This window comes from Micromonospora sp. NPDC048830 (assembly GCF_043198215.1).
Lineage (GTDB): Bacteria > Actinomycetota > Actinomycetes > Mycobacteriales > Micromonosporaceae > Micromonospora.
Window position 1 is genome coordinate 93,633 of record NZ_JBICUP010000011.1, and the last position, 13,516, is coordinate 107,148.

Annotated in this window: 10 protein-coding genes; 4 read left to right on the forward strand and 6 right to left on the reverse strand. The window is 72.1% G+C overall.

What is annotated here, in order from left to right; translation table 11 throughout:
* The first annotated feature begins 401 nt into the window (after positions 1-401).
* Together tnpB and ACGFIZ_RS12750 are read left to right on the forward strand one after the other, a co-directional pair.
* A complete protein-coding gene (gene tnpB / locus ACGFIZ_RS12745; RefSeq protein WP_393418693.1) occupies positions 402-1,730 on the forward strand; it encodes an IS607 family element RNA-guided endonuclease TnpB in 1,329 nt (442 codons plus the stop codon).
* A gap of 320 nt (positions 1,731-2,050) precedes the next feature.
* Positions 2,051-3,439, forward strand: coding sequence for an alkaline phosphatase PhoX (locus tag ACGFIZ_RS12750; protein ID WP_393418695.1), 1,389 nt, complete (start codon positions 2,051-2,053; stop codon positions 3,437-3,439).
* A gap of 123 nt (positions 3,440-3,562) precedes the next feature.
* On the opposite strand, the gene ACGFIZ_RS12755 is transcribed toward ACGFIZ_RS12750, so the two are convergent.
* The 3 genes from ACGFIZ_RS12755 to ACGFIZ_RS12765 are packed head-to-tail and all read right to left on the reverse strand — an operon-like array spanning position 3,563 to position 6,450.
* Complete coding sequence (locus ACGFIZ_RS12755; protein ID WP_393418697.1) at positions 3,563-4,561, reverse strand: hypothetical protein; 999 nt, start codon at positions 4,559-4,561, stop codon at positions 3,563-3,565.
* A gap of 54 nt (positions 4,562-4,615) precedes the next feature.
* Positions 4,616-6,247, reverse strand: a complete 1,632-nt coding sequence (locus tag ACGFIZ_RS12760) for a serine/threonine-protein kinase (RefSeq protein ID WP_393418699.1) — start codon at positions 6,245-6,247, stop codon at positions 4,616-4,618.
* Positions 6,244-6,450, reverse strand: coding sequence for a hypothetical protein (locus tag ACGFIZ_RS12765; RefSeq protein ID WP_393418701.1), 207 nt, complete (start codon positions 6,448-6,450; stop codon positions 6,244-6,246). Before ACGFIZ_RS12765 ends, ACGFIZ_RS12760 begins: the two co-directional genes overlap by 4 nt.
* 475 nt (positions 6,451-6,925) lie before the next feature.
* Between ACGFIZ_RS12765 and ACGFIZ_RS12770 the strand changes: the two genes are divergently transcribed.
* Positions 6,926-9,172, forward strand: coding sequence for an MMPL family transporter (locus ACGFIZ_RS12770; protein WP_393418703.1), 2,247 nt, complete (start codon positions 6,926-6,928; stop codon positions 9,170-9,172).
* 83 nt (positions 9,173-9,255) lie between these two features.
* Here ACGFIZ_RS12770 and msrB read toward each other — a convergent pair whose 3' ends face one another.
* The gene (gene msrB, locus ACGFIZ_RS12775) at positions 9,256-9,699 is read right to left on the reverse strand and encodes a peptide-methionine (R)-S-oxide reductase MsrB (protein WP_393418705.1); all 444 of its coding nucleotides are present in this window, start codon (positions 9,697-9,699) and stop codon (positions 9,256-9,258) included.
* 226 nt (positions 9,700-9,925) lie between these two features.
* Here msrB and ACGFIZ_RS12780 point away from each other — a divergent pair, with 226 nt between their 5' ends.
* Positions 9,926-10,366, forward strand: a complete 441-nt coding sequence (locus tag ACGFIZ_RS12780) for a hypothetical protein (RefSeq protein WP_393418707.1) — start codon at positions 9,926-9,928, stop codon at positions 10,364-10,366.
* 56 nt (positions 10,367-10,422) lie between these two features.
* Here ACGFIZ_RS12780 and ACGFIZ_RS12785 read toward each other — a convergent pair whose 3' ends face one another.
* Positions 10,423-10,851: a hypothetical protein gene (locus ACGFIZ_RS12785; protein ID WP_393418709.1), complete on the reverse strand. Its 429-nt coding sequence runs from the start codon at positions 10,849-10,851 to the stop codon at positions 10,423-10,425.
* A gap of 356 nt (positions 10,852-11,207) precedes the next feature.
* A complete protein-coding gene (locus tag ACGFIZ_RS12790) occupies positions 11,208-13,508 on the reverse strand; it encodes a tetratricopeptide repeat protein (protein ID WP_393418711.1) in 2,301 nt (766 codons plus the stop codon).
* Between the last annotated feature and the right edge of the window lie 8 nt (positions 13,509-13,516).

Below are 13,516 nucleotides of genomic sequence, written 5' to 3' on the forward strand. Positions count from 1 at the left end.
CACCGACGCCATGGGGGATGCCACCAGGTGGCAAGCGAGGCAGCTTTAGCTGTCTTGGGCAGCTGTGGTTGTCCGTTGGCGTGAGGGAATGGGCGGCGTCGGAGGGCGTTTCGTGTGTCGCCGTTCGGCGTCGGTATGCGGCCGGCTTGTCGGGTCGGGTGGTCCAACATGGTCGCTGGCTTCGGCCGTCAGGGTTGGGTAGTTTGTCGTCTGTGTCGGTGTCTGGTGGGGGGTCAGCGCGCCGATCTGAGCCGTCGGGTCGTCCGCGTCATTGGGTGGGTGACGGGGCAGGATCTGCTGGTGCCCGCCGGACGGTCGAGGCCGCCGCTGCGGGTGGCGTATCGTGAGGACGGTTCAGGCGTACCGGTTCGCGTTGGACCTTAACTGCCGGGCAGGAGCGGATGGTTCTCGCGCATGCGGGAGCGGCTCGTGTCGCCTACAACTGGGCGCTTGCCCGGGTGAAGGCGGTCATGGATCAGCGGGCCGCCGAGCGCACCTACGGTGTGCCCGATGACCAGCTGACCCCGACGGTGTCGTGGTCGCTTCCGGCGCTACGCAAAGCGTGGAACGCGGCGAAGGCCGACGTGGCGCCGTGGTGGACGGAATGCTCGAAGGAAGCGTTCAACACCGGTCTGGACGCCCTCGCCCGCGGGTTGAACAACTGGGCTGATTCCCGAAACGGTAGACGGGCTGGACGGCGGGTCGGTTTCCCGCGGTTCAAGTCGCGTCGCCGGACGACACCGTCGGTTCGGTTCACCACCGGCGCCATCCGCATCGCACCGGACCGTAGACACGTGGTGTTGCCGCGGCTCGGTCGTCTGAGGCTGCACGAGTCGGCTCGTAAACTCGCCCGCCGCGTGGAGGCCGGCGCCGCCCGGATCATGTCCGCGACCGTCCGGCGTGACGGCGGACGGTGGCACGTGGCGTTCACCGTGCAGATCGACCGGACCGACCGGCGACCCGCCCAGCCCGGGTCAGTGGTTGGCGTTGACGTCGGGATCACGCATCTGGCGGTGTTGTCCACCGGTGAGTGGGTGCCGAACCCGCGCCACCTGGACCGTGCGCGGCGGGTCCTGCGCAGGCTGGGTCGTGGCCTGTCCCGCACGGCAGGCCCGGACCGGCGCGCCGGAGCACGGCCGTCGAGGCGGTGGCAACGGGCGCGGGCCCGACTCGGCCGCGCGCACGCCCGGGTGGCGAGCCTGCGCCGCGACGGGCTGCACAAGCTCACCACCCGGCTGGCCCGTGAGCACGGCACGATCGTGGTCGAGGACCTGAATGTGTCCGGGATGCTGACCAACCGGCGTCTGGCCCGGCACATCGCCGACGCCGGGTTCGCCGAACTGCGCCGACAACTCGCCTACAAGGCCGGATGGAACGGGGGTCGGCTGATCGTGGCCGACCGCTGGTTTCCGTCCTCGAAGACCTGCTCGGGTTGCGGCGCGGTGAGAGCCAAGCTGGCCCTGGCCGAGCGTACCTACACCTGCGCCATCTGCGGCCTGGTTCTGGACCGGGATCTGAACGCCGCACGCAACCTCGCCGCGCTCGCGGGTGAGGCTGTCGACGCCCGGAGTGGCCGGGAGTCGCCAAACGGACGTGGAGCCGACCGTAAGACCCCGCTCGCGGGGCAGGTGGCCGTGAAACGTCAACCCGGCACCGCCCCAGCGGGTCAGACCGGGACCGTCCCACCGCAAGGCAGGACTACCAATCACACGCTCACCAGAGCACACTGATAGGTAACGGCCACTGTGGACGTCGGACACGGCCCGCCCGGCCCGCGGTGGGGCCCGGCCGCGCGTCGCCGGGGTGGCGGCCGACACCGGCCTCACCGTTGCCCCTGAAGGCGCCGGCGCCGTCTTCCTGTACCGGCGCCGGCCCCTGGGCACCTGGTTCACGAGGTTCCGACCGGTTGAGCCGGGTTGGCTGTGACAGTTGGCCGGATCAGATCGATCGGCATCTTGACTGGTGGGACGGAATGTGACGTAGTTGATCGAGCGATTCGAATCGATCTCGGCCGGACCGTATTGGTCCGTGACGTCTAGGAGGCTCGTTCGTGTCTTTGTCTCGCCGCCAGTTCCTGTCCCGCTCGGTCGGAGCCGGTCTCGCCGTGGCCGTGGCCGGTTCCGTCGACGCCCTGTTCACCGCGGCACCCGCGCTGGGGGTGTCCGGCCCGGATGTCGGGTACGGTCCGCTCGTGCCCGACCCGGCCGGCATGCTCGACCTGCCGGTGGGTTTCCGCTACACGGTGCTGTCGCGCGAAGGCACCGTCCGGCCGGACGGCGGCGTCGTGCCGAGCCGGTTCGACGGCATGGGTTCCTTCGCCGACGGGGCACGCGGCACCCGTCTGGTTCGCAACCACGAGTGCTCCCCGACCGCGAAGATCACGGTCGTGGCTCCGCCGGAGCGTACGTACGACCCGGCCGCCGGCGGTGGGACCAGCACGCTCGCCGTCGACGCGTCGAACCGTGCCGTCTCCGAGCACGTCAGCCTGGGCGGCACGGCCATCAACTGTTCCGGCGGCCGGACGCCGTGGCACACCTGGCTGACCTGTGAGGAGACCGAGGACAGGGCGGGCGCCCGCGGGTACACGACGGACCACGGGTTCATCTTCGAGGTCGACCCGTACGACGATGCTCGCAACGCCGATCCGACGCCGCTGACCGCGATCGGCCGGTTCCAGCACGAGGCGGTCGCGGTCGACCCGCGCACCGGCATCGTATACGAGACCGAGGACGCGTTCGTGGCGCCGCTGGGCAGCTTCTATCGCTTCCTGCCGAACCGGCCGCTCGGCGGTCGCGGGAGCCTGCGGGCGGGCGGCGTGCTGCAGGCGCTGCACGTCCCGGGCCTGCCGGACCTGTCGGTGGTGACCGAGGCGGGCGCCTCCTTCGCCGGCATCGAGTGGCTCGACGTGCCGGACCCGCTGGCGACGACGGAGTCGGTCCGTGCCCAGGACTACGCCAAGCCGATCACCGGTGGGTACAAGATCGAGGGCGCCGGGTGGGGGGAGAAGGACGGCTGCGCCTACTTCGTCTCGTCGTTCGCCCGGCGTGAGCTGGGCGCGGCCCGCGACCACGACGGCCAGGTCTGGCGGTACGACCCCCGAGCCAACACGTTGCGCCTGGAGACCATCTTCACCCGTCCCACGCCGGCGCCGGAGAACCCGGAGTTCGACGCACCGGACAACATCTGCATGTCCCCGTACGGGGGCCTGATGATGTGCGAGGACGGGGTCGGGGAGCAGCACATCCTCGGTACGACCGCCGCCGGCGAGGTGTTCGTCTTCGCCCGTAACCGGGTCAACGTCGGCACCGCCGGGGACCCGGAGTACGGCGAGTTCGCCGGCGCGACGTTCTCCGCCGACGGCCGGACCATGTTCTTCAACGTCTACAACCCGGGCATCACGTACGCCGTCACCGGCCCCTGGAACCGCCGCCAGGGCTGACCCGCGGCCCATTTCAATGCTGGTCGCGACAACCGTCGGGCGAGAAGGCCGTTGCCCGGGGCGGACCGCGGTCCAGTCCGGCCCGCTCCGGGTCGGCGCCGAGCACCCGGCGGGAGAACCCGGTCAGCCCCGCCGGCAGCGGTAGGCGAGTCGAGCACCGGCCTGCACGGGCGACGGTTCGACGATGTTGACGGTGGCGGTCTCGGTGGTGGTGCCGATCCCGCTGAACGTCCACTTCAGGGTGAGGGTGGCGGTCCGCTGCCCCCGACCGACCCGCTCGGTGAGCAGGGCGCCCGGCGACGCGTCCGAGCGAAACCACTGGTAGCGGATGACCCCGCCCCTGCCGTTGGTCCGCACGGTCGCCACCACGTCGACGGTGACGTCGCAGCGGTTACCGGCCGGCTGCGGCACAGTTACCGTGACGCCCTCCACCTCGAGCGGGCTGAGCCGCTCCCACAGGTAGAGCCCGACCACGGCGACCAGCGCGAGGGTCAGCAGCGTGGAGAGCACCGAGACCACCCGGCGCCACAGCGGGCGCGGGCGGCTCGCCGGGGCGGTGACAGGCCAGGCAGGGGCGCCCGGTGGGGTCGCCGGCACGCCGGGCCCGAAACGCACCTCGCCGCCGGGCGCCGGCTGGGCCGGGCCGCCCGCGGCCCGCGCCTGCGCCGACCCCTGGAGGTACGCGCCGGTCGTCCCGCCGTACACGGAGGTGCCCGGCCCGGTGACGGTGCCGGGCGCGCCGAAGTGCGTCGTGGCGGCGTCCGGCGCGCCGAAGCTGACGGTCCGATCGGTCGCGCCGGAGCGCGTGGTCGGCTCGGCCACCCCTGGGTACGTGGTCCGGCCGGTCGCGTCGCGGTCGACGGGCCGGTCGGTCCTGGCGAGGCGCGTCGTCGCGTCCGGCGCGCCCAGGTGCACGGTCTGGTCCGGCCCGCCGAGCCGCATGGTCGCGTCCGACGTGCCGAGGCGAACGGTCCCGTCGGGCACGCCGAGGTGGGCGGTCGCGGCGGGTCCGGCGTCGCCGAGCGTCACGGTGCGGTCCGGGTCGAGGCTCGCCCCCGGGTCGGCGACCGGCGACATCGCCCGGGTGGGCAGCGCCTCGGTGGGCTCCTCCGGCCGGGTCACCTGAGCCCTCGCCAGGTCGTGGTGACGGTGTGGGCAGCGGGCACGTCGTACTCCTCAGCCGATGATGGGGGTGCAGTAGTTCTGGAGGGTCACGTACACCGTCGCGGAGGTGGCGGTGTTGCCGGCGGCGTCGACGGCGGTGACCTGGACGGGGATGCGGGTGGTCAGCTTCGGCATCGGTAGCGGGCCGAGGGTCCCCTGAAAGCGGCCCCGCCGGGTCGCGCTCATCGGGACGGTGGCGGTGTCGTCCCCCAGGGTGTACCGGAAGGCGACCTTGAGCGCGGCCGGGCCGCTGCGGTCGTCGGTGACGGTGGCCGCGACGGTGCTCGTCCGGTAGCCGTACGGGCAGCCGTTCGGCTCCAGCTGACCGGGGTTGGCGCTGACGCCGCCGACGGTGGGGGCGGTGACGTCGGGCGGGGCGGCGCTGGTGGTCGGAGTCGGGGTCGGCGGCGCGCTGGTGCGTACCGGTGAGCGGGTCGGGGTGGGCGGGCGGGACCGGCTGGGCGTGGCGGTCGGGGTCGCCGGCGGCGTGGGCGTGGCCGACGCCGTCGCGGTGGGGTCCACGGTGGGTGTGGGGGTGGCGGCCGGAGTGCCGGGCGCGGCCGGGTCGGCGCCGGCCGGACCGCCGGCGACCGTCGGGTCGTCGTAGGCGGCGTAGCTGTAGCCGGCGCCACCGGCCAGCAGGGCCGCGACGAGGGCGCCGCCCACCAGCGCGGTTCGCTTCCGACCCCGCTGCGACAGGCCCCGCCGGACACGTGTGGCGCCCGCCCCGAGCGCGGTGCTGGCGACGCTGGTGGCGCCGCCCGCGCCGTCCGGGAACGGCCACAGCGCGGCGAGCAACGCCGCCCGCCGGGCCAGTTCGCGCAGCCCGCGCTCCTCCCACTCCGGGCCGTACGCCGCGCCGGCCACCCGGTCGAGGACATCGAGGAAGACCTGGGCGGGTTGTGGCCGGTCGGCGGGCTGCTTCGCCATCCCGTGCCGGAGCAGGTCGTGTACGGGCACCGGGGCCGGGTCGGTCGGGATCGGCGCGCTGGCGTGCTGCTCGCGCAGGGCGAAGATGTTCCGCCCGTCGTAGGGCGGCCGACCGGTCAGGCACTCGAAGAAGGTGGCGGTGGCCGCGTAGATGTCGCAGGCGGGGCTGGACGGGGCGCCGGTCCACTGCTCGGGGGCCATGTAGCGGGGCGTCCCGGAGACGATGGTGCCGGAGCCCTGGCCGATCGGCATGGCGATGCCGAAGTCGCCGAGCTTGCTCAGCCCTTCGCCGGTGACCAGCACGTTCTCCGGCTTGTAGTCGCGGTGCACGACGCCGTGGGCGTGCGCGGCGGCGAGCCCCGCGAGGGAGCCCTTGAGGACGCAGAGCGCCGACTCGGGGGTGGTGGGGCCGTGCTCGCGCAGCATCTGCCGCAGCGACACCCCGTTGACCAGCTCCATGACGATCGCCGCGCCCTCGGCGCACTCGACGTACTCGTACAGCCGGGAGACGTGCGGATCGTCGATCTCCCCGAGCAACCGAGCCTCCTGCCGGAAGGCGGCCCGGAAGGACGGGTCGTCGCCGATGTCACGCACCAGGTACTTGACGGCGACCGGGGTGCCGGTGGCGTCGTGGGTGGCGAGCATGACGCTGCCCGAAGCCCCGGCACCGAGCTGACGGACGGGCGTGTAGCCGGACAGCTGCCAGCCGCTCATGCGAGGTACTCCACGGCGATCCAGGAACGGGTGTCGGTCCCCGTCTCTCTGATCATTCTGGTCGCGTCGGAGCTGCCGTCCATCGGCGCAACGGGTGCTTCCGCCGTCCGGTCGGCGACCCGGGGTAGGGGGTGCTGGCCGGGTTCGGGGTCGGTCTTGTGCGCACGCGGCAGCGCGATCGGCGAGTGGTCGATGACGGACACGCCGCCACAGGTAGCAGACCCCGGCAAGCCACCGAGGGCTCGGTGACGTGCCGACGCCGCCCCTGGCGTGCGCGTACCTCGATCGGCCACCGTGCCCATACCGACACCGAGAAAGGACACGTCGAATGGGCACCACTCAGGACTACCGGGCTGCGGAGCTGCTCTTCCGCCGATCCGCCCGCCCCGGCGAGGTCGTCATCGGCGAGGACAGGGCGCGGTGAGTCGACGGAGGAATCCGCTTTCCGGTCCGGGGTGAGCAATGGCGCCGGCAAGCCGTTCGTGCTGGTCAACCCGGTGGCGAGTACCCGCGGGCGGGCCCCCGTCCGGCCGCCCGCCACACGGAATGTGAATGCGGTTCAGCCATCGGCCGGCGACATCGGCCGGAGCGGAGGAAGTCCCCGCAATGGCACGCATTGCCTCGATGCCGTGATACCACCAGGTGTGATCGCGAAGCGGTAATCTGGCTCGGCTTGCCATGAGCATCACGACAACCAGATGCCGCAACAGGTCGAACGAACGCTGCCAGGAGGTTTCCGTTATGTTCTCAAGATTCGGACGATTAATCGTCCTGAATCCGTGGAAAGTCATCGCCGTATGGCTCGTGCTGCTCGTCGGCTCGTTCCTCGCGCCTCGCCTGGCCGACCAGGTCAGCAACGACCAGGCGAGCTTCCTGCCCTCCAGCTACGAGTCGGTGCAGGCGCAGGAGTTGGCGGAGCGCGCGTTCAGCCAGGGCAACGGGGCCAGCGCCACCATCGTGATCAAGCGGGTCGACACCCAACCCCTCACCGAGGGCGACGCCGCGCGGGTCGGTGAACTCGCGCAGGCACTCAACACCGCCGGCATCGAACGGGTGACCTCCGCGGCGACCGGGCCGCAGGCCGTTTCCCCGAACAAGCAGGTGCAGCTGGTCAGCATCGTGCTCAGCGGCTCGCCGGCCGACCCGAAGCTCAACGACACCATCGTGTCGGTTCGCGACAAGACGTCGTCCATGCTGAAGGGCTCGGAGCTGTCCTACGCGGTAACCGGGGACGGCGCGTTCCTTCTGGACAACCAGGAGGCGTTCGACAACGCGCTGCTGGTTGTCAGCATTGTGACGCTGGTCCTGGTCGTCGGTCTGCTGCTCGTCATCTACCGCAGTCCGGTCGCAGCCCTCCTGCCGGTCGTGGTCGTCGGCGTGGTGTCGGCGGTGTCGGGCGCGGCGGTAGCGCTGGTCGTCAGAGCGTTCGGCATGCAGGTGGACCCATCACTGGCGACGATCCTCACGGTGGTGCTCTACGGCGTCGGCACCGACTACATCGTGTTCCTGCTGTTCCGCTACCGTGAGCGGCTGCGCGCCGGTGACTCCCCGAAGGACGCGCTCACGGCAGCGGTCAGCCGGGTGGGCGAGGTCATCGCCTCGGCCGCCGCGGCGATCGTGATCGCGTTCGGCGCCCTCCTGCTCGCGCTCTTCGGCGGCTTCCGGAGCCTCGGCCCCGGCCTCGCCATCGGGGTGATCGTGATGGCGATCGCCGCGGTCACGCTGGTGCCGGCGATCGTCTCGCTCATCGGTCCCAAGGTCTTCTGGCCGTCGAAGTCCTGGCAGCGCGCTCCGCGGGGGAGCATTTTCCAACGGCTCGGCACCTTCACCGGGCGCCGACCCGCCCTGGTCGCCCTCGCCTCGGGCGGAGTCTTGGCCGTGCTCGCCCTGGGAGTGTTCGGTCTGAAGATCGACTACGACCAGATCGGGCAACTGCCCAAGGGCACGGAATCGGCACGTGGCTTGGAGGACATAAAGCTCGGGTTCCCCGCCGGCGCGCTCAACCCCACCACCGTCTACGTACGCTCTGATGGCGGCCAACCCCTGGACCCGGCGGCCCTCGACAGGTTCGCGCAGTCCCTGGCTCAGGTGTCCGGGGTCGGGAGTCTGATGCCTGGCCCCACCGGCGCCCCCGCCACCATCAGCCCGGACGGTACCACCGCCCGAATCAACCTGCTGCTGACCACCAGCTCATACTCCAATACGGCGCTCGACGTCGCCGGCGACGACCTGCGGCGAGTCGCCCACGCGGAAACCCCGCCCGGAACGACCGCGCTGGTCGGCGGAGTCAGCTCCCTCTTCGCCGACATTCGGCACGCCAACAACCGCGACCTGTGGGTCATCTTCCCCGTCGCCGGCGCGCTCATCGCCGTGATCCTGGGTCTGCTCCTGCGCAGCCTCGTCGCACCGGTGTACCTGATGCTCGCCGTCGGCCTCGGCTTCGTGGCGACGCTCGGCGCGACGGTCCTCGCCTTCCAGGGCATCGGCGACAAGCAAGGACTGTCCTTCAACCTGCCGATCATCCTCTACCTGTTCGTGGTCGCGATCGGCACCGACTACAACATCCTCATGATCGCCCGCCTACGCGAGGAGGCACGGGCAGGCAACGACCCCCGCACCGCCGCAGCTCTCGGGATCCTGCACGGCGGGCCGTCCGTCGCCGCGGCCGGTCTGATCCTCGCCGGCACGTTCGCCTCGATGCTGTTCGCGCAGGTGTCGTTCCTGACCGAGATGGGCTTCGCCGTCTCGGCGGGGATCGTGCTCTCGGCATTCATCATGTCCCTGTTCCTCGTCCCCGCGGTCACGGCGCTGCTCGGACACACGGCCTGGTGGCCTGGCCACGGTGACCGCGGCCGGCCGGATTCGGTCTCGACCGAGCCGTCCTCGGCCAGCCAGGTGGAGCCGGTGACCACGCCGGCCGGCTGAACCTCGGACCCTGGCGGTCACCGGATGCTCCGTCCGGTGACCGCCGGGGCGAGCACCCGCTGCGGGGACTCCTGCCCTGCTGGCTACCCGAAGATCGGGCGGTACTCGCCGTAGCCCTCACGTTCAAGGTCGTCGCGACGGATGAAGCGAAGGGCGGCCGAGTTCATGCAGTAACGCAACCCGCCAGTTTCCGGAGGGCCGTCGTCGAAGACATGGCCGAGGTGGCTGTCCCCGTGCGCCGACCGGACCTCGGTGCGGACGGTGCCGAGGCTCGCGTCCCGGACCTCGACCACGTTTGTCGGTTCGAGCGGCATGGTGAACGTCGGCCATCCGGTGCCGCTGTCGTACTTGTTGACGGAAGCGAAGACGGGTTCACCGGACACGATGTCGACGTAGATGCCGGGCTCCTCGTTGTCCCAGTAGGCGTTGGCGAAGGCCGGTTCCGTCCCCGCCTCCTGCGTGACCCGGTACTGCTCCGGCGACAGCCGAGAAATCGCCTCTGGGTTTCTCCGGTACTCGCGTGACACGGTTTTTCCTCCCGAATAGGCCGTCGGCAAGAAAGCCCCTCCAACCCGCGGTCGTAAACGCGTACCCCGCCTGCGCTGGAGTAACCACGAATCCGGCCGCCCCTACGCCCGGACCTCGCGTCTTCGTGACCACGACGGTGACGATGACGCGTCGTGCACCGCACTGGCCATACGCTGGCCCTGGTCGCCGGCGCTTCCGGTGGCGTCGGACCGGTCGGAGGAAGCGATGCGTAACAGCGAGATGGCGAGGCTCGGCGGGCTCGTCGGCGAATGGACGACGACGATCTCGGACGCCTGGTTCCTCGAACCGCCGGGCACGGAGGTGCCGGGCATGACCACGGTCGAGTGGCTCGGGGAGTCGCTACTGGTCGTACGGTCTGAGTTCGGCGGAGGCGGGCGGCCGCGTTCCGAGATGAGTCTCGTCCTCGGACGCAGTGATGCGAACGATCGGTTCGTCGCGCTCTACCAGGACGACCGGGGCGTCTGCCGCGAGTTCGCGATGACCTTCGACGGCGGGCGGTGGACGCTGGCCCGTGCGGACCCGGACCTCCACCAGCGGTTCATCGCCGACGTCGAGGAGAACCGGATCCTCGGCCGCTGGGAGGCGTCCGAGGACGGGGGCAGATCCTGGCGGAAGGACTTCGACCTCACCCACGAGCGCGCCTGAATCGACCCGGTCGAGGTGGTGCCTGCCATCAGCTGATGACCGCCACGCCAGGCCCCTCAGCGTCGCGTCCGCCCGGTCACGCTGACGGTCCGCGCCCCGCCGAACCGCCGGGGCGGTCCGGCCGCCGGCCGGTCCGTCGGCGACGTCGGCTCGTCCGGTGGGCGCTCGTCGTCGGGGCCGGGCTCGTGCTGCTCTTCGCTGCGCCGGCGCTCTGCCTCCGCGTGCCGGCGCGCGGGCTCCGGCGCGTCGCGGAACCCGGCCAGATGGGCGTGGACACGCCCGGCCAACGGTGAGTCCGGCGGCGCCGCCGCCAGTGCCCGCTCGGCCGCCCCCACCGCGACGTCGCCGGGCTCGTCGGCGCTCCAGGCCACGATCGCCCGCAGCAACAGCGACTCGGCGCGCAGTTCACCGGCGAACTCGGCGGCTATCGCCTCGGCCCCGGCACCGGCCGCCGCATAGTCTCCGCTGTCGTACCGGCAGCGCACCGCCGACAGGCGCAGCCGGCCGCGGCCGGCTGCATCCTGCTGCGGGGTAAGCGCTGTGGCGCGGGCGGGCGCGCGGTGCAGCCGGCGGCGGGCCCCGGGCGAGATGGCCGAGCGGACCGTCGACGCGTAGACGGGATGCGTGAACTCGACCGGCCATCGAGAAGGTGCTGAACGTCGATATCCCGAAGGAAGCGGACTTCCTCAAGAAGGACATCGTCAACCGGACCGTCGTCGAGCCGGACGTGCCCCTGTGCCGGGGCTGAGGGTGGTCCGCCGTGCTGGCGTGACGGGGACTGGGCGCAGCAGCCGGACCTGTTGCGCCGGGTAGCCGCCGTCGTCGCAGTGGCGAGGATCGTTCAGGCGGTTCGCGGGTTCACGGCCGCGCCACGGTGCCGCAGCGCGGCGAGTCGTCGCGCCGCGCGCCGCGTGTCCGGGTGCTGGGGGCCGAGGATCTTCTCGCGCCCGGCCAGGGCGGCCCGGTGCAGCGTGATCGCCTCGGCGAGCCGGCCGACCGCCTCGTACGCCGCCGCCAGGTTGGACATCGAGTGCAGCGTGTCCGGGTGCTCCGGTCCGAGGAGCCGGGTACGGATGGCGAGGGTCGACTCGTGCAGCACGATCGCGTCGGCGTGCCGGCCGATCGCCTGGTAGCCGCCCGCCAGGTTGTTGCACGACTGGAGCGTGTCGGGGTGCTGGTCGCCGAGGGAGCGTCGACGGGCGGCGAGGGTCCGCTCGTACAGGACGATCGCCTCGGCGTGGCGGCCCACCGCGCGGTAGCAGCCGGCCAGGTTGTTGCACGACTGGAGGGTGTCGGGGTGGTCCGGGCCGAGGACGCGGCGCCTGGCGGCCAGGGTTTCCTCGCTCAGGGCGATGGCCTCGTCGTGCCGGCCGAGTTCCCGGTAGCCGACCGCGATGTTGCTCGCGTTCCGCAGCGTGTCCGGGTGTTCCGCGCCCAGCACCCGGCGGCGGGCGGCGAGGGTCGCCTCGCCGATGGCGAGGCACTCGGCGTACCGGCCGATGGACCAGTAGCCGCCGCCGAGGCCGTACCAGGAGGTGAGGGTGTCGGGATGGTCCGGGCCGAGGTGGCGGGTGCGGATCGCGAAGGACTGCTCGAACAGCGACACCGCGGTGTGGTAGCGGCCCTGGCCGCGGTGGTAGATGGCGCAGCGGTTGAACAGGGCGGCGGCGGTCAACAGCAGCCCGGTGTCCTGGCGGAGCATGTCGATCGAGGCGAGGTGCCCGGCGAGCGCGTCGACGTGCGCCGCCAGCCAGGACCACTGCCGCCAGCCGGGTACGAAGGTCTCCGGGTCGCCGTCGGGCGCCGCGGCCATGACCGCGGTCGCGGCCGCCCTGGCGTGCTCCGGGCCGGAGTGGCTGGCGCGGGTCATGGTCTGGACGAGCCGGTGCACCGCGATCCCGGCGGGTCTCCGGCTCACCATGCTGTACGAGGCGACGAGCGCCACCGTGTCCTCGACGTCCCAGGGGTCGGCGCCGGGTGCGTGGAGCAGGTCCAGGGGGATCTCGTCGGGTGCGAGGTATGCGATCAGGTCGAGGAGCCGGCCGGCGGCGGCGTCCTCGTCGGTGAGCGCCTCCACGGTGACGTGCCAGGTGCGGGCGACGGGATGGTCGTATCCGTAGGTCCGGTGGTGCGTCTCGAGGAGGCGTAGTGGCCGGCGGGCGAGCCGGGCCCGGTATTCGACGAGCGAAACGGTCGGGCGTTCGAGCAGGTAGGCCGCGGCCTGCCGGAGCGCCAGCGGAAGATCGCCCATGTCCGAGGCCAGGCCGGTGGTGTCGGCCGGCTCGGCGGTACGCCCGGACCAGCGCCGGAGCAGGTCGACGCTGGCGTGGCGGGTCAGGGGGCCGAGCGGCAGCGGCGTGAGGCCGAGCGCGATCCAGTCGACGTCCCGGCGGCTGGTCACGAGCAGCCGGCCGTCCTTGGCCGCGGCCGCCAGGGTCTCGATGGTCTCCGGGTCGTTGACGTTGTCGAGGACGAGCAGCCAGTCGGCGTGCGAGGCGAGCCACTGGGTGGCCCACGCCGCGGCGTCGGCCAGTCCGGCAGCGGCGGGCCACCCGGGGTTGAGTGCCCGGGTGAGGGCCGCCAGGCCCGCGGCCAGGTTGTCGCCGGTGTCGGCGGTGATCCACCAGGTCAACGCGAAGCGCTCCCGGGCCGCGTGCGTGAACTGCAGCGCCAACTCCGTCTTACCGACGCCGCCCAGCCCGTGCAGGGCGATGCCCAGTGCCGGTCCGGCGCCGGCCGGCCCCGGGTGCAGGTGCGCCGCCAGGAAGGCGAGCTCGGCGTCGCGTCCGCAGAAGATCGGTACAGGTGGCCGGGGCAGGTTCGCCAGCCCGGACACGGGGTCGGTGCGGGTGGCGGGTTCGGGCAGCGCCGTGCCGTCCCGCAGATCCCGCAGGTGCTCCCAGGCGGACAGGAAGTCGTCGGGGTCGCCGCCGCAGCAGGTGACGTAGGCGGTGACGGTGTCCCACGTCGGCAGCTGCGTCCCGCCGGCGGCGCCGGCGAGTGCGGTCTGGGAGCGTCCGGCGCGGCGGGCCATCGCCGCGTACGTCGGGTTGCCCGCCGCGGCGCGCAGTTGCCGCAGCCGGGCCGCGAACGCGTGCAAGGGGTCGCGTTCCGGGTCGAGGGGACGCTCGGGTCGTGGCACGACACACC